Annotated in this window: 19 protein-coding genes and 1 pseudogene; 14 read left to right on the plus strand and 6 right to left on the minus strand. The window is 56.0% G+C overall.

Annotation, left to right across the window (positions count from 1 at the left end):
• The first annotated feature begins 19 nt into the window (after window positions 1-19).
• Window positions 20-1,195, plus strand: coding sequence for a cytochrome P450 (locus AC0L6A_RS12330; protein WP_473290395.1), 1,176 nt, complete (start codon window positions 20-22; stop codon window positions 1,193-1,195).
• Here the strand turns inward: AC0L6A_RS12330 and AC0L6A_RS12335 are convergent, their stop codons facing one another.
• On the minus strand, window positions 1,196-1,657 hold the full coding sequence (locus tag AC0L6A_RS12335) for an Lrp/AsnC family transcriptional regulator (protein ID WP_142853437.1): 462 nt from the start codon (window positions 1,655-1,657) through the stop codon (window positions 1,196-1,198).
• Window positions 1,658-1,797: 140 nt separating this feature from the next.
• Here AC0L6A_RS12335 and AC0L6A_RS12340 point away from each other — a divergent pair, with 140 nt between their 5' ends.
• The 8 genes and pseudogenes from AC0L6A_RS12340 (at window position 1,798) to AC0L6A_RS12375 (ending at window position 11,328) form a co-directional block, all read left to right on the plus strand.
• Window positions 1,798-2,124 carry a DUF2849 domain-containing protein gene (locus AC0L6A_RS12340; protein WP_473290397.1) on the plus strand — a complete coding sequence of 109 codons (327 nt, stop codon included), beginning with the start codon at window positions 1,798-1,800 and terminating at the stop codon, window positions 2,122-2,124.
• Window positions 2,117-3,787 (plus strand): nitrite/sulfite reductase, encoded by a 1,671-nt coding sequence (locus AC0L6A_RS12345; RefSeq protein WP_473290398.1) that lies wholly within the window; start codon window positions 2,117-2,119, stop codon window positions 3,785-3,787. Before AC0L6A_RS12340 ends, AC0L6A_RS12345 begins: the two co-directional genes overlap by 8 nt.
• Window positions 3,777-4,517 (plus strand): phosphoadenylyl-sulfate reductase, encoded by a 741-nt coding sequence (locus tag AC0L6A_RS12350; RefSeq protein ID WP_473290400.1) that lies wholly within the window; start codon window positions 3,777-3,779, stop codon window positions 4,515-4,517. Before AC0L6A_RS12345 ends, AC0L6A_RS12350 begins: the two co-directional genes overlap by 11 nt.
• Window positions 4,514-4,925 (plus strand): annotated as a pseudogene (locus AC0L6A_RS12355) (DUF934 domain-containing protein). Before AC0L6A_RS12350 ends, AC0L6A_RS12355 begins: the two are co-directional and overlap by 4 nt.
• 68 nt (window positions 4,926-4,993) lie before the next feature.
• Window positions 4,994-5,848 carry a ferredoxin--NADP reductase gene (locus tag AC0L6A_RS12360; RefSeq protein ID WP_473290402.1) on the plus strand — a complete coding sequence of 285 codons (855 nt, stop codon included), beginning with the start codon at window positions 4,994-4,996 and terminating at the stop codon, window positions 5,846-5,848.
• Between the two features lie 107 nt (window positions 5,849-5,955).
• The gene (locus tag AC0L6A_RS12365; protein ID WP_473290404.1) at window positions 5,956-6,522 is read left to right on the plus strand and encodes an ImuA family protein; all 567 of its coding nucleotides are present in this window, start codon (window positions 5,956-5,958) and stop codon (window positions 6,520-6,522) included.
• Window positions 6,464-7,957, plus strand: coding sequence for a Y-family DNA polymerase (locus AC0L6A_RS12370; protein ID WP_473290406.1), 1,494 nt, complete (start codon window positions 6,464-6,466; stop codon window positions 7,955-7,957). The genes AC0L6A_RS12365 and AC0L6A_RS12370 overlap by 59 nt, the downstream gene beginning before the upstream one ends.
• On the plus strand, window positions 7,954-11,328 hold the full coding sequence (locus tag AC0L6A_RS12375) for an error-prone DNA polymerase (protein ID WP_473290408.1): 3,375 nt from the start codon (window positions 7,954-7,956) through the stop codon (window positions 11,326-11,328). Before AC0L6A_RS12370 ends, AC0L6A_RS12375 begins: the two co-directional genes overlap by 4 nt.
• A gap of 258 nt (window positions 11,329-11,586) precedes the next feature.
• Here AC0L6A_RS12375 and AC0L6A_RS12380 read toward each other — a convergent pair whose 3' ends face one another.
• The 5 genes from AC0L6A_RS12380 to AC0L6A_RS12400 form a co-directional block, all read right to left on the minus strand.
• Window positions 11,587-12,150, minus strand: a complete 564-nt coding sequence (locus AC0L6A_RS12380; protein WP_473290410.1) for a GNAT family N-acetyltransferase — start codon at window positions 12,148-12,150, stop codon at window positions 11,587-11,589.
• 51 nt (window positions 12,151-12,201) lie between these two features.
• On the minus strand, window positions 12,202-13,668 hold the full coding sequence (locus tag AC0L6A_RS12385) for an AMP-binding protein (RefSeq protein ID WP_473290412.1): 1,467 nt from the start codon (window positions 13,666-13,668) through the stop codon (window positions 12,202-12,204).
• Window positions 13,669-13,709: 41 nt separating this feature from the next.
• Window positions 13,710-14,948, minus strand: a complete 1,239-nt coding sequence (locus AC0L6A_RS12390; protein WP_473290414.1) for a hypothetical protein — start codon at window positions 14,946-14,948, stop codon at window positions 13,710-13,712.
• Between the two features lie 10 nt (window positions 14,949-14,958).
• Window positions 14,959-16,557 (minus strand): GSCFA domain-containing protein, encoded by a 1,599-nt coding sequence (locus tag AC0L6A_RS12395; protein WP_473290416.1) that lies wholly within the window; start codon window positions 16,555-16,557, stop codon window positions 14,959-14,961.
• A 118-nt stretch (window positions 16,558-16,675) separates the two neighbouring features.
• Window positions 16,676-16,918: an acyl carrier protein gene (locus AC0L6A_RS12400; RefSeq protein ID WP_473290418.1), complete on the minus strand. Its 243-nt coding sequence runs from the start codon at window positions 16,916-16,918 to the stop codon at window positions 16,676-16,678.
• Between the two features lie 799 nt (window positions 16,919-17,717).
• Between AC0L6A_RS12400 and AC0L6A_RS12405 the strand changes: the two genes are divergently transcribed.
• From AC0L6A_RS12405 to AC0L6A_RS12425, 5 genes are all read left to right on the plus strand, one after another.
• Window positions 17,718-19,727, plus strand: coding sequence for an autotransporter domain-containing protein (locus AC0L6A_RS12405; RefSeq protein WP_473290420.1), 2,010 nt, complete (start codon window positions 17,718-17,720; stop codon window positions 19,725-19,727).
• 499 nt (window positions 19,728-20,226) lie between these two features.
• Window positions 20,227-21,384 carry a tyrosine-type recombinase/integrase gene (locus AC0L6A_RS12410; protein WP_473290422.1) on the plus strand — a complete coding sequence of 386 codons (1,158 nt, stop codon included), beginning with the start codon at window positions 20,227-20,229 and terminating at the stop codon, window positions 21,382-21,384.
• A gap of 36 nt (window positions 21,385-21,420) precedes the next feature.
• Window positions 21,421-22,098, plus strand: coding sequence for a hypothetical protein (locus tag AC0L6A_RS12415; RefSeq protein WP_473290424.1), 678 nt, complete (start codon window positions 21,421-21,423; stop codon window positions 22,096-22,098).
• A gap of 107 nt (window positions 22,099-22,205) precedes the next feature.
• A complete protein-coding gene (locus AC0L6A_RS12420; RefSeq protein ID WP_473290426.1) occupies window positions 22,206-22,424 on the plus strand; it encodes a helix-turn-helix transcriptional regulator in 219 nt (72 codons plus the stop codon).
• 130 nt (window positions 22,425-22,554) lie between these two features.
• Window positions 22,555-22,779, plus strand: a complete 225-nt coding sequence (locus AC0L6A_RS12425; protein ID WP_473290428.1) for a hypothetical protein — start codon at window positions 22,555-22,557, stop codon at window positions 22,777-22,779.
• Window positions 22,780-22,826: the final 47 nt, after the last annotated feature.

A 22,826-nucleotide genomic window follows, 5' to 3' on the forward strand; every position in this document is an offset into this window, starting at 1 on the left:
CTTTAAGGAACATGCGCGTATGAAGCGATTTACCCAATCCCCGACTGATCCCGATTTCATCCAGAACCCGTATGCGTTCTATGACCGCGCCCGTTCAGCCGGGGATTTGTTTATCTGGGAGGATTATGACCTTCCAATGGCCGTTAGCTTTCGGGCCGTAAACGCGCTCTTGCGTGATCGCAGATTTGGCCGCGAACCCGTTGATCCGCGCCCCTTTCCCGATCACCTGACCGCCTTCTACGCCGTCGAAGCGCATTCTATGTTGGAGCTGGAAGCGCCTCGTCACACAAGATTGCGCAAGCTTGTCCTGCGGGCTTTCACTTCGCGACGTATTGCTGGGCTTGGCCCCGAGATCGAAACGCTGGCACATGAGCTGATCGACGCGTTTCCGACGGGCGATTTCGACCTGCTGCCTGCCTTTGCTACGCGCATCCCTGTGATCATCATCTGTCGGCTGTTGGGCGTGCCCGAAGATCGGGCGGACGATCTGTTGCGCTGGTCCAACGCCATGGTGTCGATGTATCAAGCGCGCCGCACGCGCGCGATCGAGGATGCCGCGGTTTCTGCCACAGAAGAATTTGTCGCCTTCCTGCGCAGTTATGTCGAAGAACGCCGCAACGATCCGCGCGATGACTTGATCTCGGAATTGATTGCCGCCGAGGCTGAGGGCGAGAAGCTGTCGCCCGACGAACTGATCTCGACCTGTATCTTGCTTTTGAACGCGGGGCACGAGGCCACCGTGCATGCCATGGCGATTGCAGTGAAGACCCTGCTGGAACATGGCAATCCCGCAGCGGATTTGGCTCCGGACGCGATTGACGGCACAGTGGAAGAGCTTTTGCGCTTCGATCCCCCGCTTCATATGTTCACCCGTCATGTCTATGAGGACACCACGCTTTACGGGCAGGATTTCAAACGCGGAGACGAGATTGGGCTTCTGTTGGGCGCGGCCAACCGCGACCCAGATATGTGGGACGACCCGAACGAATTCGAACCGAACCGCCGCATCAAACAAAACACCGCATTCGGCGCGGGCGCGCATTTTTGCATAGGTGCACCGTTGGCTCGGTTAGAGATGGTGCATTCTCTGTCGATCCTCTTTGAGCGCTGCCCGAACCTGAAAATGACCGCCCCGCCGCAATACGGAAATGTCTATCACTTCCACGGGTTGGAACGGCTCATGGTTCGTGTGTGATCAGATTGGCAACTCAGTCGAGAACTTGATCTCTTCCATCGACAATAGCGCGGTGACGTTGAAAATCTTCACCTCGGAAATCAGCGCCTGATAGAACTCGTCATAAGCGCGGGCGTTTTCGACGCGGACCTTCAGGATATAATCAATCTCGCCTGCCAGACGGTGGGCCTCCATCACTTCAGGGCGCGCGCGCAGGGCTGCTAGGAACTTCTCCTGCCAGTCAGCCTCGTGCTCGGACGTGCGGATCAGGACAAAGAAACAGGCTTCGAACCCAAGGCTTTCGGCGTCCATCACCATCGTGTTCTGACCGATCACGCCGCCTTCACGCATCTTGCGAATCCGGTTCCAGACCGGGGTCTTCGATGACCCGACTTTCTTGGCAATTACATCCAGCGACTGGCCTGCATCGCGTTGCAGCTCCCGCAGGATTTTCCTGTCGATCTCGTCCAGACGAACAGACATTCTGCTTTTTCCCTTCTTCTGGTCCGGGCGTTCCATTTGGCGCGCAAACCGAAACAACGTTCCTTATTTCCCGCGTCACCTCGCGGATTACAGGGAAAATGTCCTATATATTGCTTGAACGCAACCGGAAAGGACACGCCATGCCCCGCCCATTTAGCCCTAAAGTGATAACCGCCAACGACCTGATCGAGGGCGACGTGATCTATATGGCCCGCAACGGGTCATGGGTGCGCGAGATGTGTATGGCGTGGCTGATCGAGGAAGAGGTCGAGGCCAACGCCCAGCTGGCCCGCGCAGAAGCCGAATCCGGCGTGGCCGTTGGCGCTTATCTGGCAGGTGCTGCCGCTGGCCCAACCGGTCCTATCCCCATCCATTTCCGCGAAGCGTTCCGTGCCACCGGCCCGTCGAACCGCTTCCATGGCAAACAGTCAGAGCAATCGGCACCGGAGGCCGTGGCCAATGTATGATTACAACCATTTCGACGAAAGTTTCGTACGCAATCGTGTCTCTCAGTTCCGCGAACAGGTGGGCCGCCGCATATCGGGCGCGCTGACCGAAGACGAGTTCAAACCTCTGCGTCTGATGAACGGTGTCTACCTGCAACTGCACGCTTATATGTTGCGGGTTGCGATCCCCTATGGCTCGCTTAATCCAAACCAGATGCGCCAGCTGGCCATGATTGGCGAACGCTGGGACAAGGGTTACGGCCACTGGACCACGCGCCAGAACATTCAGTACAACTGGCCGCGCCTGTCGGACATCCCTGACATGCTGGACGCGCTGGCGGATGTTGGCATGCATGCCATCCAGACCTCGGGCAACACGATCCGTAACGTGACCGCCGACCATTTCGCTGGTGCTGCTGCGGACGAGATTGAAGACCCGCGCCCCACGGCCGAGCTTTTGCGTCAGTGGTCCACCGACCATCCGGAGTTCCAGTTCTTGCCGCGCAAGTTCAAACTCGCCGTAACAGGATCGAAAGCTGACCGCGCCGTGACAAAGGCGCATGACATCGGCATCCGCATCGTGAAGAACGACGCCGGCGATGTGGGTTATCAGATCCTTGTCGGTGGTGGCCTTGGCCGTACGCCTGTCGTCGGTCAGGTCTTGAAAGACTTCCTGCCGCGCGAAGATCTGCTGCCTTATGTCGAGGCCATCGTCAGCGTCTACAACACGCTGGGTCGCCGCGATAACAAGTACAAGGCGCGCATCAAGATCACCACGATGGAGAACGGGATCGACAAGATCCATGAGCTGGTCGAGGCCCGCTTTGCACAGCTGCGTCCGCTCTTCTCGGGTGTAGATCAGGAGCATTTCGCCAATATCGCCGCTGATTTCACTGCACCGGACTTCAAGACGGCGGACCTTGCTGGCTATCACGCGGCCCGTGACGCTGACCCGATCTTCCGGTCGTGGAGTGATACCAACGTGGATGATCACCGCGCCGATGGCTACGGCATCGTCACGATCTCGATGAAAGCCCACGGGGCCACGCCGGGGGACGCCAACGCAGATCAGATGCGTGTGCTGGCCGATCTGGCCGAACAGTTTGGCCACAGCGACATCCGCATCAGCCACGAGCAGAACGTGATCTTCCCGCATGTCCACCGCGCGGATCTGCCAGCGATCTTCGCGGCCCTGCGTGCGCATGGCATGGCGACGGCAAATGCCGGTTTGATCTCGGACATCATCGCCTGCCCCGGCATGGATTACTGCGCGCTGGCAACGGCCCGCTCGATCCCTGTCGCGCAAGAGATTGCCGAGCGTTTCGACGAACTGAAAATCGAACACGATATCGGTCATCTGCAGATCAAGATCTCGGGCTGCATCAACGCCTGTGGTCACCACCACCTAGGCCATATCGGCATTCTGGGGTTGGATCGCGCGGGCGTCGAAAACTATCAGATCACCTTGGGTGGTGACGCTGGCCCGGACACCGTGATCGGCAAACGCGCGGGTCCGGGCTTTGCCTATGACCAGATCGTGCCAGCCATCGAACGTCTTGTGCACGCCTATCTGGAACATCGCGAAGACGAGAGCGAAACCTTCATCAACGCCTTCCGCCGTCTCGGCGAAGCCCCCTTCAAGGCGGCCCTCTATCCGGAAGAGGACAAGACCAATGCCGCTTGAAATCCCCCTTCCCCCGGCAGAAGAACGGGCGGCCGATCTGAACAGTCGCTACAAACACCATTCCGCGACCTCTGTCGTTGAACGCGCTTTATCAGACAGCACCATCGGCTCGCTTGCGCTGGTGTCCAGTTTTGGCGCGGAAAGCGTTGCGCTGCTGCATCTGGTGGCCAAGGTCGACCGCACAGTGCCGGTGATCTTTCTGGACACGCAAATGTTGTTTCAGGAAACGCTAGATTATCAGGTTGAGGTCGCCGAGAAGCTGGGCCTGACCGATATGCGTGTCATTCATCCTGATCCCGAAGACCTGTTTGCCCGCGACCCGGACAACATTCTGCATTTGGCTGACACAGATGCCTGCTGCTCCCTTCGTAAAGTCGAACCGCTGGACAACGTGCTGAGCGGGTTTGACGGCTGGATCACCGGGCGCAAACGTTTTCAGGGCGGCAAGCGCGTCGATCTGGAGTTCTTCGAGGCTGAAAACGGCCAGTTGAAGGTCAACCCGTTGGCCCATTGGGCGGCATCAGATGTGCAGGATTACCTGATCAACAACCGGCTGCCCAAGCACCCGCTGGTCAGCCGGGGCTTTCCATCGATCGGCTGTGCGCCTTGTACATCGGCTGTGAAGCCCGGTGAAGACCCGCGCGCCGGACGCTGGCGTGGGGCCGAGAAATCAGAATGCGGCATTCATTTCGTGGATGGAAAGATGGTACGCGTAGGAGCAGAAGCATGAGCGTGATTGTAACCGATAACGGCTTTGCCCGTGACGATTTGACCGACGGGTTCGCAACCCCCGAAGACCGCGCGGCCAATGACACGCGCGGCTTGCATCTGGCATCTGATACGGATTCGGCGGCTCTGGCTGATCTGATGGTGGGCGTGCCCGTCATCCGCATCGACTTTCCTTCTTTCGCGGATGGTCGTGGTTTCACTCTTGGTCGCCAGCTGCGCCTTTTGGGCTTCGAGGGGCGTCTGCGCGCCCATGGCCACGTGATTTCGGACCAATATGCAATGGCGCGCCGGTCGGGTTTTGACGAAGTCGAAGATCTCGGATGATCTGGCCCAGCGCCAGCCTGAGGCCGAATGGCAGTTCCGCGCGGACTGGAAGGCCTATGACTATAGGTCGCGGATGACCGGCTAGACCGGCCCAAGCAACCCTCCTATATACTCTGACAGGAAAGGGCGGGGCATTGTGCCCTGCTGACGCTTATGAATGAAGTGACGCCCGTTATGGATGCTGAAACCAAAGTAAAACCGGTCCCCACCCTGCCCGATGCGCAGACGGTGACCGAAGTTGAACATTACACCGACCGCCTGTTTAGGTTCCGCTGCACGCGGCCTCAAACCCTGCGCTTCCGCTCGGGCGAGTTTGTGATGATCGGGTTGATGGGCGACCCGCACCCGGAAACCGGCAAACAGAAACCACTTCTGCGCGCTTATTCCATTGCCTCGCCCAGTTGGGATGAAGAGCTGGAGTTTTATTCGATCAAGGTCCCTGACGGGCCGCTGACCTCGAAGCTGCAGCACCTTAAGGTAGGGGACGAGATTATTCTGCGCCCGAAACCCGTCGGCACGCTGGTGCATGACGCGCTGATACCCGGCAAACGCATTTGGTTCTTTGCCACCGGCACCGGCTTTGCGCCCTTTGCATCGCTTCTGCGCGAGCCGCAGACATACGAGGATTATGACGAGATCATCATCACTCACACCTGCCGCGAAGTGGGCGAGCTGACCTATGGTGCCAAACTGATCGAAGCGCTGAAGGATGATGAGCTTCTGAACGAAGTGATCGGCGAAGGCTTCTGGAAGAAGATCAAGTATTACCCGACCACCACCCGTGAAGAGAGCCCGAAGATGGGCCGCATCACCGACCTGATGCGTTCGGGCGAGGCGTTCAAGGATCTGGGCGTCGAACCGCTGTGTCCCGAACATGACCGGGCCATGATCTGCGGCAACCTGGCCTTTAACCTGGAACTGAAAGAAATGTTCGAGGAATATGGCCTGGAAGAAGGCGCAAACTCAAAACCCGCGCAATATGTGGTCGAGAAGGCGTTTTTGGACTGATCCACACCGATCACCGCTAACACATTCTCCGCCCGCAGCACCCCCGTGCCGCGGGCGGATTTGTTCTTCATATGTTCTTTTTGACGACTCAGTGCTAATCTGACCCCATGCAGATTTTCGATCGGCCTCATTTTCCGCTCGCCAAGGCGCGCACGCACGAAGTCTATGGCCCCGGTGCGCCTGTCTTCGCTTTCGCGCTTGCCGCTCGTTTGGGCGGCACTTCCCTTTGGATACGCGGTGGATGGGAGGCGGCCCAGATCAACCCCAACGGCTTTGCCCAGTTCGTTGACCCAGCGGATCTGGCCTTCTGTAACACAAAAGATCAGCAGCAAACCTTGGCTGTCGCGGAAGAGGCCTTGCGCGACGGTGCGGTTTCGCTTGTGATGATATCCCTGCAAAAACCATTGGGCCTGACCGAGGGGCGGCGTTTGCAGCTTGCAGCCCGGGATGGGAAATCCACCGGCTTGGCCCTTATCTCAGAAGGCATGGGCAGCAATGCCGCCGAAACACGATGGCACTGTGCACCAGTTTTTGACCCAGATTATGGCGGCGAAGACTCGACTCTGCATCGGTGGGAGCTTAAAAAGAACAAATCAGGAACATTGGGTGTTTGGTATGTTCGATGGGATCAGGCGTCGCGTCGTCTCGTTGTGGTTCCCCCGGTTGGCAAGTGACCGGGTTCTACGCCGCTGTCCGCTGGATGCACCCTTTGCCCTGACCCTGAAACAAAACAATACGGATCGGTTGTATTGCCTGAATATGCAGGCCCTGAAACACGGGTTGCATCAAGGCATGCCCTATTCCGATGCGCGCGCCTTTTGCCCTGATCTGCAAACAACCCCGGCAGACCTTCCGCAGGACACGCGGTTTTTACATCTGCTGCGCCGCTGGGCCACGCGCTATTGCCCGTGGGTCGGGCTTGAAGGCCAAGACGGGCTTGTGCTGGATGTCACCGGCTCCACCCATCTTTTTGACGGCGAAGAGGGCCTGCTTGGTGATCTGCGGATGCGCCTGATGCGTGCGGGTCTGTCGGTGCAAATCGGGATGGCAGACACACGGGGGGCGGCCTGGGCCTTGGCGCATTTTGGCGAAGGCGTGGCCCAAGTGGGCGACCCTCTGCCCGTACTTAAAACGCTGCCGATTGCCGCCTTACGACTGGACAACAAGACCACAACCGCGCTGGAACGGCTGGGGCTGCGCAAGATCGGGGATCTGGCCGGCACCGCCCGCGCGCCCCTTGCGCGCCGGTTTGGGCCGGATGTGCTGATGCGGCTGGATCAGGCCTTGGGACATCAGCCCGAAGACATCACCCCGCTGGCCGAACCAACCCATTACGGGGTCCGCATGACTCTGCCCGAACCCATTGGCCTAATCGGGGATGTGATGGCGGGTGTCTCGCGCCTGCTGGACCAGCTTTGCGCCAAGCTGCAAGCCCATGAGATGGGCGCGCGCATTCTGATGGTCACAGTGCGCCGGGTGGATCAGGACAGTCAGGATGTGGAACTGCGGCTAGCCCGTGCTCTGCACGATCCGCACCGCATCCTCCCCCTGTTCGAACGTGGCTTGGCCGAGGTCGACGCGGGCTTTGGCATTGATCAGCTCAGACTTCAGGCCACTCATGTCGAGCCTCTGCGCGCCCAGCAAATCACCCATGCCTCAACCGCGCAGAACGGCAGCTCGGGGCAGCTTGAGGATTTGGTCACCCGGATTGGCGCGCGGATCGGGCTGGAAAACATCCAGCGCTTCCTGCCCGCCGACAGCCATATCCCCGAACGCAGCTTCATCATTGCGCCGGTGGCCTATTCAGAACCGGTTCGTGGTGGTGCATGGGCTTGCACATCCCCACGACCGCTATGCTTGTTCCCACCCGAACCGATTGCCGCCCAAGGGCCGCAGCCACCTGAACGCTTCCGCTGGAGGCGCATGACCCTGACGACAGGACGTGCAACAGGACCTGAACGTATTGCACCCGAATGGTGGCTTCAGGATGAAAACTGGCGATCGGGCCTGCGCGATTATTGGCAGGTCGAGACCACGCAGGGACGGCGGCTTTGGCTGTTTTACACGCCACAAAACCCCGGCTGGTTTGTGCAGGGGGAATTCGCATGACCCATGACACGCGCACCTATGATCCTGCGAAAGGGCGACGGCGGAGCCTGCGACCACAAGGGCAAGACTATGCCGAGCTTTGCGTAACCAGCAATTTCACCTTCTTAACCGGGGCCTCGCACCCCGAAGAACTTCTGGTGCGCGCGGCCGAGCTGGGTCTTTCAGCTTTGGCAATCACGGACCGAAATTCGCTGGCCGGTGTGGTGCGCGCCTGGAGCGCCTTGAAAGAGTTGAAGCGCGAGGCTGACGAAGCGCTGCACATTCGATCCGGGCAAAGGATGGATGCGTCGTCCCGGCAGGTGACACATCACGGGGCCCCACTGACCAAGCCCGCCCCCAGCACGCTGCCCAAACTGATCGTGGGCTGCCGTCTGGTCTTACAAGACAGTACGGTAGAATGGGTCGCCCTGCCCCGTGACCGGGCTGCGTATCAACGGCTGACCCGTCTACTGACCTTGGGAAAACGGCGCGCCGAGAAAGGCGATTGCCTGCTTTACACCAAGGATATGATCCCGGCCTGCACAGGGATGATCCTGATTGCTCTTCCGCAAAAAGGATTGAAGCCAGCGGTGTCCGAAATTCAGCGGCTGCGCCGGCACTTTCCTGACCATGTCTTTCTGGGAGCGTCCCCGCGCTATGACGGCAGTGATCAGGCTTGGCTGACAGCCTGTGCAAACGCCGCGCAATCGGCCTGTGCGCCGATGGTCGCCGTCGGGGATGTGCTGATGCACCACGCCAGCCGCCGCCAACTGGCAGATGTTCTGACCTGCCTGCGCAAACATATCACCATCGATCAAATCGGCACCCGCGCCTTGCCCAATGCCGAACGTCGCCTCAAACCAGGTGCAGATATGATCCGCCTGTTTCGCAACCATCCGGGCGCAATCCGCCGCACGTTGGAAATTGCCGACAGATGCAGCTTTGATCTGGCCGAGCTGTCCTATGAATACCCGCATGAAGATGACGGTGCGGAAACACCCCAAGCCCGGCTGGAACGGCTGGCACATGAAGGCTTAGCGCGTCGTTACCCCTCTGGCCCGCCCGCGCGGGCGATTGAATTGATGCACAAGGAACTGGCGGTGGTTCAAGACCTTGATTTTCCAGCCTATTTCTTAACCGTCCATGACATCGTGCAGTTTGCCAAATCACAGGGCATCCTATGTCAGGGGCGCGGTTCCGCCGCCAATTCGATCTTGTGCTACCTTCTGGGCATTACCGATGTCAGCCCAGACATGATCGCAATGGTGTTTGAGCGTTTCATCTCGAAATACCGCGGTGAGCCGCCGGATATCGACGTGGATTTCGAACACGAGCGGCGTGAAGAAGTGATCCAGTGGATCTATCAGAAATACGGCCGCCATCGCGCCGGGCTCTGCGCCACGGTCATCCACTTCCGCACCCGAGCTGCGATCCGAGAGGTCGGTAAAGTCATGGGCCTGTCGCAAGATGTCACCTCAAGCCTGTCGGGGCAAATCTGGGGCATGAGCAACGGCGGCGTCGATCTGGACCGTATCCGCGAAATTGGCCTGAACCCCGATGACCATCGCCTGATGCAGACCATTCATCTGATTGGCCAGATCATCGGCTTCCCCCGCCATCTGTCCCAGCATGTGGGCGGCTTTGTCATCACCTGCGGGCGTCTGGACGAACTGGCCCCGATTGAAAATGCCGCCATGGAGGATCGGACCGTCATCTGCTGGGACAAAGATGACATTGATGCGCTGGGGGTGCTGAAGATCGACATTCTGGGGTTGGGAATGCTCAGCTGCGTGCGCAAAGCGTTTGACCTAATGCAGCAGCATGAAGGCCAAAGCATTGGCATTGCGACAGTTCCTCAGGAAGACCCCGCCACCTATGACATGCTTTGCACCGCAGATGCCGTTGGGGTGTTTCAGGTCGAAAGCCGCGCCCAGATGAATTTCCTGCCGCGCATGAAGCCGCGCACGTTTTATGATCTGGTGATCGAGGTCGCCATCGTTCGCCCCGGCCCCATTCAGGGGGGAATGGTGCAGCCCTTTATCAGGCGCCGCCAAGGGCTTGAGCAACCCGAACCCTTCGGCCCCGCGCTGGAAGAGGTGACACGCCGCACCCTTGGTGTGCCCCTGTTTCAAGAGCAAGCCATGCAGATCGCCGTTGTTGGCGCAGGTTTCACCGCCGAAGAGGCAGATCATCTGCGCCGATCTTTGGCCTCGTTCCGACGCATGGGCACCATTGGTGCCTTTCAAGACAAGTTCATCGCCGGAATGCTGACGAACGGGTATGATCTTGAGGTCGCACAACGCTGCTTTTCGCAGATCGAAGGCTTTGCCGATTATGGGTTCCCCGAAAGCCACGCGGCCGCTTTTGCCATGCTGGCTTATGTCTCGGCTTGGCTGAAATGCCACCACCCGGCGGTTTTTGCCTGCGCGCTGCTGAATTCCCAACCGATGGGGTTCTATGCGCCCGCCCAGATTGTACGCGACGCGCGCGAACATGGCGTTGAAACGCGCCCCATATGCGTAAATCGCTCTGAATGGGACAACACACTGGAACGCCGCCCGGACGGCGCATTGGCGCTTCGTCTGGGGTTTCGCCAAATCAAAGGCTTCCGCGAAGAAGACGCAGGCTGGATCGTGGCCGCGCGGGGCAATGGATATCAGGACCCAACCGCCCTTTGGTTGCGCGCAGGTCTGCGCCCGGATCTGTTGACGCGACTGGCCGAAGCGGATGCGTTCAGCGGCATGGGCCTGACCCGCCGTGACGCCCTGTGGCACGTCAAGGCCATCCGCAGCGAGAAACCCCTGCCCCTGTTCAATGACCCGATCGATGGGGAAAACATCCATGAACCGCAAGTTCACCTTCCGACCATGCATCTGGGCGAGGAGGTGGTTGAAGACTACGTGTCGACCCGCCTGTCCTTGCGCGCGCATCCTATGGAACTGCTGCGCCCCAGCATCCCGAACCTGACCCCCCATGATGCGCTTCAGGATGTTCCACTGGGGCGGCACACGGTTTGCGGCCTTGTGATCACCCGCCAGCGCCCTGGCACTGCATCAGGCGTCATTTTCCTGACGCTCGAGGATGAAACCGGGGTAAGCAATGTGGTGGTCTGGCCAAAAGTCTACAAGCGTTTTCGCCGCATGGTGATGGGCGCCCGGCTGTTACAGGTTACCGGTTACCTGCAGCGGGAAGGCATCGTCGTCCACCTGATTGCGCAAGAAATCTGCGACCTATCACACAAGCTTTATGAAATGGGCCACCCCATGCCCGAAGCGCTGACGACCGAAGGACCACGAGCAGACGACACCCCGAAGAAGTCCCGCTACCCTTCCAGCGCCATGCATCCGCGCGATCAGGCAAAACGACTATTCCCCAGCAGGGATTTTCACTAATCCATAGCCGAGCCGGGTCAATCTGACTGCGAGAACCCTGACCAAAACACGACCGACCAAAACTTTCTTCGGAAGGCAAAAAACACCAACGAACAAAAGCTTCACTGAAAGCCACGTAACACGGGACCTTTTGGGCGTATTAAGATTGTCAAGATTTCACACCCACACGGACCAACAATAGTATACTAGACCTTTGTTATCTTTTTAGAATTCAATCAGGCCGCAACAAAACACCCCAATGATGGACCCGTCACAGGACTATCCCTCGCGGAACATCACGATTTTACGATGTTCAGATTGCTGTATCAGCGAGAACCCCCGTGAGAGATACATCTTCTGCGCAATCAGGTTTGACTGATCCACATGCAGCTGAATTCTGGAGCCCGGAAAGCGAGCAATGAATTCGTCCAGGAACACCCCTCCCAGTCCCTGCCCCTTGCAGTTTGCAGCGATCGCGACACGAGACACGTACAGGCCCTCAGTGTCCGGCAGAGCCGCCGCGGAGTGGTTTCCCTCAATCATCGCCTGTTTGAAGGCCGCCCTGCCAGCGCGGTCCAGCAAACGAATAAAATCGACCGTGCTGGTGCGTTGCCGCACTGCCAGTTCTGAAGCTGGAAAGCTGCAGATGATCCCAACAATCGTGTCGCCCTGTTTCAGCAGGAACGGGTCGAAACACTCTGTCTTGGGATCGAGCATCTGCTGTGCGATCACGTCAAGAACAACCTCTCGTTCAAGCGGGAGGTAGAGATAAAAATCATGAAAAGATTCAAAGACAAGCTGCGCGACTAAACGCAGAGTCTGCGCATCATAGCCATTGTTCATGAGAGACGCGAAGCTGAGATTATGTTTTGACATCTGTAATCCGCGTTGCGGTCATCCCCGGTTGATATGCTCTGCAAACAACGCCGCAGTCGCCTTGCGGTCCAGTTTGTCATTGGCGTTTCGGGGAATGGCATCCATCGCCAGAATGCGGTCTGGAATGGCGTGGCGCTCAATGTAGGTCCCGAGCGTTTTCTTCAGAGCACGTTCGTTAAATTCTTTACCACGTTCATGTTCAACGACCGCACCGAGCATATCTTCGTACTTGAATGCAACAGCGACCGTCCAGCCGGACCGTCGCAGCGCTGAGGTCACCTCATCAAGCTCGATCCGGAAACCCCGACTCTTGACCTGAAAATCCACACGTTCCTTGAAAAACAGCCGCCCATCCTCAGTTCGAACAATCCAGTCGCCACTGCGATACCCCCTGACACCGTCCTTCTCAAAAAAGGATGCTGCCGTTTTCTCGGAATCTTCCCAGTATCCGATCGCAACCTGAGGGCCAAAGATCAGGGCTTCTCCTTCATTTTCATGGGGACCATCGACTAGCTCAATGCTAATATTGTCATACAGATCACCAAGCGCCATGCTTGTGCCCACATAATGTCTATAGTTGTCCTTCGTGAGGAACACATAGGTCATTGTAATGGTTGTCTCGGTCGGACCGTAAGAGTTACAGATCGTCAGATCCGGATTGACGTCGAACAGAGCTTCGACCTGCTCAACGAACAATGGCTCTCCGGCGAAAACCGTGAAGCGGACGCTGGCAAAAGTTTCCGGGGTCAGCTGACCACTGCGACGCATCTGGCTGATCGCGCTCGACGTGGAGTTCCAGAATGTGATCCCGTGTTGTTGCACAAACCGGCCGGGCATCATTTTTTCACCAATCTCTGCCAGCGGATAGAGGCAGGCACCAAAACAGAAGGCTGCATAGATATCAGTCTGGGACATATCGAAGGCGAGGTTCGGTTGCTGCGAAACCCGGTCGTCAGGTGTCAGATTGAACACTTCCAGCCAGTCGACGAAATTTGTCATCGCCTCTCGCGGAATAACAACACCCTTTGGGATTCCGGTCGATCCAGAGGTGAAAATGATATGCGAATAGGTGTGCAGCGGGACTTCTTTTTCAAAGGGCCTCGGGTTCTCCAACACATCGGGGCTGAGAAGATCTGCGGCCGGGGCAATGCGTGCCAGATCTACGTGCATATGTGCTTCTGCCAGGATGAAATCGGGCTGCAACCGGTCGATGATGCGCTGTAATTTATCGAGCGGAGACTGAATATTCAGTGGCGCGTAATAGCCCCCTGCAAGGCCTGCCCCAAGAAATGACGCATAGGCCGCGTTGCATTGTGGAAGAATGATCGCGATGCGCGGAGCGTCTTTCTCGGCAAAAATACTGGCAAAGGTGTGAACATGCTGACACAGCTCTGAATAGGTCCAGGTGGCGCGTTCAGTATGAATGGCAGGCGCATCCGGATGGGCCTGAGCGATTTCCATGAAGCGATAAAGCGGGTCTGTCATCTTCAATTACCTATATCTTCTATCCGTACCATCTGACCGGATTATTCCGGATTAACCCCCCCGGTCGCACTGATAGTGAACCCGGGAATCCAATCATAGAGAACTGTTTCTGAGTGGAGAGACGAGCGGATTTCATCAGCCAGACGCAGGCCGCCACGGCCAACCGGGTAATCACTGACCGCCACGTTTGTCAGATTTTTGCGGTTCAGAATATAGGCGTAGGTGACAATAAGGGTCTCAGGATCGGGGGCTGTATCAAAGTGTAGATTAACACAGTTGGGCGCAGTCAGTTCGACACGTTCAATGCTGCATCTTGTCCCCAGGTTGACGCCAAATCCCATGCCAGGACCGGGGGGTAATAACGCCTCTGCTTCCAATGCCAGCCGTACATTTTCGGGAAAGAAGATTTGAGCCTGGGTACCATCAACGGTCATTCTTTCGGGCAGTGGAAGAGGCTCGAACCGTCCCTGAAGGTGCTTTGTGATCTGTTGGCCGAGCATCTCTCCTAGGAGGAGCTTACCTTGTCCCGAGAAATGTGAACCGTCGAACATCTCATAGGCGTAGGCCGCGGCCGGGATGAACGCATTGTCCGTGACATTTGCGACATCAAACAGAGATAGGCGATTGGGCCAGGCATTGCCATTGCCCCGGTCTCCCGAACCACTGGGCTGAACCAAAGCCCAGTTAATTTCGACCCCGATGTCAGCCAGCTTGGTCTCGGTTTCCCGCATCAGAGAAAGCAAAGTGTCCCGATATTGCTCTCTGGGCATGACGCGGTCTGACTCCCCATGCATCCAGACAACATACACTTTCTTGATCGGGGCCGGATCATTGCGCGAGGTTTCGACACATTGCCGGATCGTATCAAAAAATTGCAGAAAAATTAGAGAACTCTCGCCATCGACATCAGTATAGATCCCGGGACTCTTTCGATCCTCTTTCACGATGGCATGAAAGCGGCGCCCTCCAACCGCTCCGCTGCGCACGATGATCCGGGACAACGCGTCGTCACGAGATTCGTGCAGCATATGACCGGCCGCAGCAGTCAAAAGGGACTGAATTTTCGGCGATGCCTCCGATATGGGGATGAACCCGGTTATCGGTGTTTCCTGTTTCCGGTATCCCCATCCGCGAAAGCCCCGGGCATCATTGGGCGTATATACTTCGATAATCTGATCTGTCTCTGGATAAATCCTCGGACCTGCATCATGAATATCTGCGTTGGATTGCCCAAACCCCATCAGCAGGATGCTGTAGGGATCATCTTGTGTCTCGGACATCGCCCCCATATCAGACTGGCTTTCCTGCGTATTCCGCCGAGAGTTCCACATCAACAAACTCGCTCAACAGGGGCGTTTGAAGCTTTGGAGCTGTCGCTCTAATGTGCGTGTTGAGCGCATCGTCCTTGTGTGTCTTTGACATGTTGATCAGCAAAGTGCTCCAGCGCTCTGTCAGCTGGCCGTCAAGGCTTTCTGCCATTTCCAGAAGGAAGGTGATCGCCTCTTTCTTGCGGTCGAGACGAGTGAAACTGTTAAAGGTGTGCGGCAAGATACTATGCTTCACATCATCACTCAGATCATCATCGCTCAGCGCTTCTTTGGCGAGTTCGATCACACGCTCAAAATCCTGAACTTTGAAAGCATCAATAACAGTTGTCCGTAGAGGACTTTGTGTAAGATTCTTTGCCGGGCCCGCCAGACGGGCTTCACGGGCCTGCTGTAACCAGAGCAGCAATTCTTCATCAGCCGCGTTCTGTTCAACTATTTTAACAACGTCATCAATTTGCTCGATGGTTCCATGTGACCGGGTGAGGCTACACAGGCGCTTGATGAGCGTTTCGCGGTACTCACCATCGACCTCGTCAAGACGGCCGATGATCCAGCAGATGGCGCGAGAATGTTCTGAATTTCGACGTAGCGCTTCAACATATTGAAAATCAAATTCCAAGCTACGAGGCGCAGAGTTTTCGATCGCCGCGTCGCATACGGCGACGGCCGCTTCATAGTCTTCGGCAAGACTAAGGGCCTCGGCGTGTCCTATGGCATTGATCGCGTGATAAGAGGGCGATTTACCGTCATATTTCAAAAGCATCTCAGCAACGACGCGGTTCGCCAAGTTTTGCTTAGGATGGTTGATGCTCTTGTCCAAGTAAGTGAACTTGAAATCACTCATGGACGCAAATTCCTGGCTTGGCAGGTATTCAACTTGCGCATAATCGCGACAAACGCGATCAATCGCAATTCTCTGGTAGGATTTTGCCAGAGCAAGTTCGAGTATTGCATCGTCATTGCCAAACATAAGCGGTTGTTGGCCAGGTGTCAGGGTCGCAAGGATTTGCGGGTTTTTATTCGAATGCGCAAGAATCGTGTCAATGCATCGACGCAGGCTTTGTTCGGCGGCCTCGTTCATCTGATGGAAGGCAAACCGATCCGGATAAAGCTCTGTCATTTTGCGCGTCGGCATCCCATTGAGGTAGAGCCCGGTTTCCTGATCATACCATTGTTCGAACCCGCCAAGGATGAGGACAACGACATCCGCATCGACGACCGGAGCGTAGCCCTGATTGTAAATGCCACGGTAGGACCGGGCGGTTTCGAGATCATGCGCGAAGCTCCAATGGATCTGCATGTCGACCCATTCGTCACCCACCTTGATCAGGGCATCATCCAAAGGCTGAGCCTTCGGGTCAATTGCCCAGATGATCTCATTTGCGGCCACGTCCAGATTGACCATATTGTAGCGATTGTATTGCTCCTGTGCGGTCCCTGGGAGATCGGTATTCCGGGAACTCGACAGAAAGGTCCGGTTGCCTGCTGTCAGAGCGCGCTCAATGTTACGTCCGAAACAATTTCCCACAACGAAGAACGTTGCGTTTTCCGGAAACTGCATCTCTGTCCGGATTTGCGGTTTGGCATAGGGCAGAAGGCGGTCATATCCCTTGCGAAGAGAGGGGTAGTTCCGAAGCCGGTTCTTCGCCGCCCTCGCCTGAATCTCCGCAGGCGTGTAACTAGCGAGAGGCATTCACTTCACCAACATGGGCCATAATACGGGCTACGGTATCGAAATTGTCGAGCGTCACCGCCGATTGCTGAATTTCAATTCCCACTTTATCTTCAATGAAAGCGATCATCGATGCCATCGTAAAGCTGTCGATGTAGCCATCTGTGAAGAGGGGCGTATTCTCGTCGATTTCAGAAACATTCAGACCAGCATCTTCGCAGATGAATTCGATCAATTCTTCTTTTGTCATGGATGTTTTACCTTTGATGTACTGCACAATCGACTGATATACTCTTCTACTAGTAAAAGGGCCATTTCAAGGCTATTTCGCGAATTGTGTGGGTTGGTTAATTTCTGGTCATGCGACGAGCCGCCCAGATGTTGTTCGGTCGTTTTCGTAATGATATCTCGCAGGGTTTTCTTCGGGCGGCACCCTGACCAGTCTTGAAGTGCATGCGCGACAGCTTATGGTGCTGATGGATCAGCCGTTCAAAACCAGTTTGCTATCCTGTACACGAACGGTTCAACAAATGACCCGTTTCAAGCGCACGGTCGAAGCCTCATACACAGAGTTCCGGATACTCCCGCCCCCTCGACCAGACGGATTATCTCCAACTTCTCTGATCCAAGATTTCTCATTCGTGGTCCCCCTGCCGTCGTAAATGCTTTTGAGAAAGCACAGTTTGAACGTCTGTTCAGCAACCACTTCTTTGAGATCCTTTGCCTCTCGGCACAGTTCATTGACCTTTTGCCACCATGTCGATTTTGAAACGGGGGTTGATCCTGTTGGGCCCAATATCTGCGAAAGACGGACGAAGCCTGTCTTAGGAAAGGTACTGCTGCTCATTGCCGTTCTCCATTGCTGGTTTCCATACAATGAGGTTTGGCAGAGACCAACGGAGTTGCATGGGATCAGCCAAAAGGCAAGGCGAGGAAAACCCAAACGCCCCGTCCCTGACTATCAAAAGATGAAAGATTGACTGGTGATTATCGGATGGGTAGCTTCGCCAGAACAGGTCTGTGTTGCTAAATAAGTAGGGGGTGTCCTGATGTTAAAACTGACGCGCAGGGCGCGGATTGATCGGAATGTAAAACCTACACTCGGCATAACTGGCTTAGCAGCTCTCATAACAGCAGGACTGCTGTCAGATGTCGCGTACGCGCAGGGGCTGGCATGCGACATCCCACCGTCCGGCGGGCCAAAAGATAGTGTAATATGTGACTTGGGCACTCTAGGTGGACGATACGGAAGTCGTGCTTATGGCATCAATGCCGATGGAACAGTCGCAGTAGGTGCCAGTAACGACCGCGCATTTCGCTGGGTCGAAGGCAATGGCATGGAAAGCCTCGGCAAACTACCCGGCTGGCTTGAAAGTTCTGCTTTTGACGCCAGTGCCGATGGAACGGTCGTGGTGGGAATTGGCGTCTCTAACAGTGGGTACAGAGCTTTTCGTTGGGTGGAAGGCCAAGGCATGGAAGACCTCGGCACCCTACCCGGAGGCACTGAAAGCTATGCCTCTAACGTGAATGACGACGGAACGGTCGTGGTTGGCCAAAGCAACGACCGTGCCTTTCGCTGGGTCGAAGGAACGGGCATGCAGGACCTCGGCACCCTAACTGGAACGGGTGAAAGCTTTGCGGTAGGCGTCAACGCCGATGGTACGGTCGTGGTCGGTCAAAGCAACTACCGCGCCTTTCGCTGGGTCGAAGGAACGGGCATGCAGGACCTCGGCACCCTATCAGGGGCATTCAGCAGCTTTGCACATGATGTCAATGCTGATGGAACGGTTGTGGTCGGCGAAAGCGGTTTCCGCGCATTTCGTTGGGTGGAAGGCAAAGGCATCAAGGGCCTCGGCACCTTATTCGGGGGGGGCTCTAGCAGGGCCCATGCCGTCAATGCCGATGGCACGGTCGTGGTCGGCGTGAGCGGATCCTCTCAGGGAACCCGTGCCTTTCGCTGGGTGGAAGGCAAAGGCATGGAAAGCCTTGGCACTCTATCTGTCGGGGGCAGCAGCTATGCATATGACGTCAGCGCCGATGGATCAGTCGTTGTGGGGACAGTTCTCACCATCAGTGGAAGAACCCACGCGTTCATTTGGCGTGCCGGGACGATGGAAGACTACGTCAATCTGATCGCTTCATTCGAAGTCTTGGGTAATGACAGCGCAGTGATGCAAGCTGAGCAGCAATTCGCCCTTGGGCAAATCATGTCGCAGGGCGCGTTTGCGGCGGCAGGGCAAACTGTGATGTCCAGCCATGCAGGAAGCCAGCTCACAAATCGCAACCCAACAACCGTGGGCGCGCGCACAACATCGCTGGGCGCGCTGAACTTCGGCCGTGGGCTGGACGGCAATATCACTGTGGGCGCAACCCTCAGCCTGAGCGGTACAAGCCTGAACAACAACGCTTACGACATGGGCACAGGATTTGGTGCTGCCATCTGGGGACAGTATAGCGAGGGCGGCACAGCCCGCACAGGCCTGCAAATCAGTGCTGCTTTGGGTTATATGCGCAACAAGGGCGACGTGGCGCGTGGCCGCCTGTTGACCGATGTCGTGCTTGCAACAGGCAATTCGAGCGTCACAACCCGAGCAGCGCAGGTGTCCGTGGGCTATGGCTATAAACAGGGCGATTGGTTGCTTACTCCCAGCGTAGGCGTGGCACATTACGATACGACACGCGCTGCCTATACAGAGAGCGGCGGCGCTTTCAACGCCAGCTATGATGCAATGGACACCCGCCGCACAGTAGCGAAAGCGGGCATCACAGGTGAGTTCGCGCTGGGCGAGAAAGGCCGCCTGTTGCTGGGTGCTGGGGTGGACTATGAAGTCAATCCAGAACGCCCGCGACTGACCGGAACCTCAGACCTTCCGGGGCTGACCACGTTTGACGTTGAAAGCACGTCCAACCCCAACCGCACGCGCGCGTTTGCAACGATTGGATACGTGCATCATCTAGAAAACGGATCATCCATTTCTGGTGATGTGCGTTTCAGCGAGGCGGTATATGGAAGCACGCCATCTGTAGGGCTTGGAGTGACATACAGCATGCGCTTCTAACTGGCTTAACCGCGACGGTTTAGAGAGCCAGATTCATAAGATCCTAAATCATTTCTCCGAACGGCTCTTCACCTGCCAGGATCACCGTATCCACGACAACGTTTAACGTTTTAGAGATCATCTGACATTCCAGCAGAGCAAACGTGGGGACGTCGCTCGCACAGATTCCTACACATGACCGAAGTGGGATGGCCACTGCAAAAACTGCCTCCGGAACTCATCCGCCGGAAATACACACAACGATGAACGTTGCAAGTAATTGTTATTTAATGGTTAATGGTGCCCCCACACGGACTCGAACCGCGGACCTACTGATTACAAACGGCCAAAACGGGATTTCTCAGGATTTCTCCAAACACCGCCAAACAGACATAAACACATGAACTCAAACAGTTTTTATTGACACTTCACACGCTGAGCTTTCATCACTGACGCCACGAAACGCTGCATGATGCTTCCGATATGCTTCCGGATTTCGCAGCCAACAGTGGATAAGAAGATGCCAAAACTGACCAAACGACTTGTTGAAAGCCTATCACCTGAAACCAAGGAACGCATCATTTGGGATGATGAATTAGCGGGCTTCGGCGTCAGGGTTTATCCGACCGGGCGACGGGTCTATGTGGTGCAATATCGGTTGCATGGGCGCACGCGGCGAAAGAACCTAGGACAACACGGCGTCCTGACCGCCGAGGAAGCCCGTAAAGACGCCAAGCTCGTGCAGGCGGACGTGGCACGAGGTTCTGACCCCTCAGCCGAACGTAAGGCGCGTTTACGCAGTCCGACAATCAAGGAGCTAGGCGAGCGATTCCTGACCGACCACGTGGCGCTGCATTGCAAACCAGCAACCCTATACGATTACCGAAACATGCTGCGCGGTGTCGTAAACCCCGTTCTTGGAAGCATCAAGGTCTCCGAGATCACCTTCACCGACATTCAAGCGTTTCACCTCAAACGCCGCGACACACCCTATCAGGCCAATCGCGGGGTCATGGTCCTATCAAAGATGTTGAACCTCGCAGAGGATTGGGGATTGCGCCCCATGAACACCAACCCGACGCGCCGCATCAAACGCTATCCCGAAGAAGAGAAGAAAAGATATTTGGACGAAGCCGAACAAGAACGCCTTGGCAGAGTTCTGGCAAACATGCTGCAAAACGAGGAAATCACCCGGTACGTGTTCGCCGCATTCTATTTGCTGTTGCTGACAGGGTGTCGCCTTGGGGAAATCCAGAAACTGAAATGGGACTACGTCACCCGCACTCATCTAGAATTGCCCGACAGTAAGACAGGACGGCGTCACATCCCCCTGCCCCGCGAAGCTCGCGCGCTTCTGGACACATTGGAGCGCCGCGAGGGCAACCCTTATGTAATCTTAGGTATGCACTCTGAGGGCTACTATAACGACTTACAGAAGCCTTGGCGCAAAATCCGGAAACGGGCGGGATTAACAGACGTGCGCGTGCATGACTTGCGACACACCTATGCGTCTGTTGCGGTGATGAATGGTATTGATCCATTCACATTGAAGGAAATTCTAGGCCACAAGAACCTGTCCACGACATTGCGCTATGCGCACCTTTCTGATGATGCCGTGCAGAAAGCGGCGGGACAAATCGCCAATCGGCTTGCAAGCGCATTGGGAAGTGTGGCGTAACATCGGCAGCCTGAGACCAAGGGAAGCTTGTTTGCAATGAAGCGGCGTGAAGAAATCGATACGCAATGCTCCGACGAAATGGTTGAGAGACTTCACCAATTAATCGAAGGGAAGCGCGAGACGGTCCTATTTAAGGAAAGGCTGGCGATAGTCCTAAGGCGCTACGAGCGCAATCTAGTCCGTTTCCCGAAAGTGACGCGTAATGATCGACGCGAACAAGTAACACGGCTGCGGGATAAGGCTGGGCACCTCCTACAGGCTATAAACACTCTGAACGAACAGGTTTCGCAAAGCATCGGCTCGCACCTGAATGAGCTTTCCTACGAAGAAAGGTGGGAGGGGTTCGACTTCTTCAATGCAGAACAAAAGTTCCCAAATGAAGATGATACGTTCACTCAGGTGAGGCAAGCCTGCACAAAACTCCAAGATGCCTGCGGACTGGAGATTCAGCTGCTTGATCAGAGCAAGGGCACTACCAGAGGCAGTCAAAACCCTTCTCTGGACCAATTGATCATTGATCTGAGTGCCCTGTACGAAACAGAAACAGGAGTTTCCGCGAACTCACATTGCTACCGCGACGACACTGTTGAAGACGGGTTCAATGGCAGGTTCTTTCATTTGGTAAAGGCAGTTTTAATCGCGCTTTCGTATGCAGGTTTTGGCAAACCAACTGCCCTCGGCAAGCGTATCAACAGGGTTCTGGAGAATGCCTGAATTGTTCCACACCACTTAAGGGTCAAAAAAAATCACTAGTGGTGTTACCGGAATCTCCCATTACGCCGCACTTTCACCTCAACGCAAACAGCGACAAAGAGGTGAACATGACAAACGCAAACCAAACAAGCCAGCTAGTGGACGAACGCGAAGCCGCTTCGATCCTTTGCTATTCCGTCCGGGCCTTGCAGAATTGGCGGCATCGCGGTGGCGGTCCGAACTTTGTGAAAGTGTCCGCCCGATCGATCCGATATCGACGTGCCGATCTGGAAAAGTGGATTGCGGATCGCACTGTGTCCAACACGTCGCAAGCACCAAACACGTAACAGTTTTGCCCCGCAACAGTTGGTAGCGGTTGTGGGGATTTTGGGGCCGAGAGGCTTTCAAACGGGGCGCAGGGTGTCGCCACCCTGCGCCCTTTCTATGTCTGCCAGTAACTCAAAAATAGAAAGGCACATGATGTCTAATTTACCCGCTTACAAATTCCGGGTCGGGTTGATCACAGCCACGATCTGGAAGAATGACAGCTTCTATTCTGTCGACTTCACGCGCTCCTACAAGGACGCACAAGGCGATTGGCACAGCACTCAGAGCTTTGCCCATGCCGACCTTCTAAACATCTCAAAATGCGCTGAACGCGCCGAAAACTGGATTGCGAGAAAAACAAATGAACAAGCGTAACTCGAATACCGAATTTAACACTCGGACCCAAAACACAAGCTACCCCG

The sequence above is a fragment of the Aliiroseovarius sp. D2-2 genome (genome assembly GCF_055809455.1).

Bases quoted from the DNA above. Each gene is read 5' to 3' on its own strand.
- AC0L6A_RS12385 (WP_473290412.1), bottom strand. From the start codon at position 13,668: ATGACAGACCCGCTTTATCGCTTCATGGAAATCGCTCAGGCCCATCCG.
- AC0L6A_RS12365 (WP_473290404.1), top strand. From the start codon at position 5,956: ATGCAGATTTTCGATCGGCCTCATTTTCCGCTCGCCAAGGCGCGCACG.
- AC0L6A_RS12390 (WP_473290414.1), bottom strand. From the start codon at position 14,948: ATGTCCGAGACACAAGATGATCCCTACAGCATCCTGCTGATGGGGTTT.
- AC0L6A_RS12380 (WP_473290410.1), bottom strand. From the start codon at position 12,150: ATGAACAATGGCTATGATGCGCAGACTCTGCGTTTAGTCGCGCAGCTT.
- AC0L6A_RS12425 (WP_473290428.1), top strand. From the start codon at position 22,555: ATGATGTCTAATTTACCCGCTTACAAATTCCGGGTCGGGTTGATCACA.
- AC0L6A_RS12330 (WP_473290395.1), top strand. From the start codon at position 20: ATGAAGCGATTTACCCAATCCCCGACTGATCCCGATTTCATCCAGAAC.
- AC0L6A_RS12400 (WP_473290418.1), bottom strand. From the start codon at position 16,918: ATGACAAAAGAAGAATTGATCGAATTCATCTGCGAAGATGCTGGTCTG.
- AC0L6A_RS12420 (WP_473290426.1), top strand. From the start codon at position 22,206: ATGACAAACGCAAACCAAACAAGCCAGCTAGTGGACGAACGCGAAGCC.
- AC0L6A_RS12395 (WP_473290416.1), bottom strand. From the start codon at position 16,557: ATGCAGTTTCCGGAAAACGCAACGTTCTTCGTTGTGGGAAATTGTTTC.
- AC0L6A_RS12360 (WP_473290402.1), top strand. From the start codon at position 4,994: ATGAATGAAGTGACGCCCGTTATGGATGCTGAAACCAAAGTAAAACCG.
- AC0L6A_RS12375 (WP_473290408.1), top strand. From the start codon at position 7,954: ATGACCCATGACACGCGCACCTATGATCCTGCGAAAGGGCGACGGCGG.
- AC0L6A_RS12370 (WP_473290406.1), top strand. From the start codon at position 6,464: ATGTTCGATGGGATCAGGCGTCGCGTCGTCTCGTTGTGGTTCCCCCGG.
- AC0L6A_RS12405 (WP_473290420.1), top strand. From the start codon at position 17,718: ATGTTAAAACTGACGCGCAGGGCGCGGATTGATCGGAATGTAAAACCT.
- AC0L6A_RS12345 (WP_473290398.1), top strand. From the start codon at position 2,117: ATGTATGATTACAACCATTTCGACGAAAGTTTCGTACGCAATCGTGTC.
- AC0L6A_RS12350 (WP_473290400.1), top strand. From the start codon at position 3,777: ATGCCGCTTGAAATCCCCCTTCCCCCGGCAGAAGAACGGGCGGCCGAT.
- AC0L6A_RS12335 (WP_142853437.1), bottom strand. From the start codon at position 1,657: ATGTCTGTTCGTCTGGACGAGATCGACAGGAAAATCCTGCGGGAGCTG.
- AC0L6A_RS12415 (WP_473290424.1), top strand. From the start codon at position 21,421: ATGAAGCGGCGTGAAGAAATCGATACGCAATGCTCCGACGAAATGGTT.
- AC0L6A_RS12410 (WP_473290422.1), top strand. From the start codon at position 20,227: ATGCCAAAACTGACCAAACGACTTGTTGAAAGCCTATCACCTGAAACC.
- AC0L6A_RS12340 (WP_473290397.1), top strand. From the start codon at position 1,798: ATGCCCCGCCCATTTAGCCCTAAAGTGATAACCGCCAACGACCTGATC.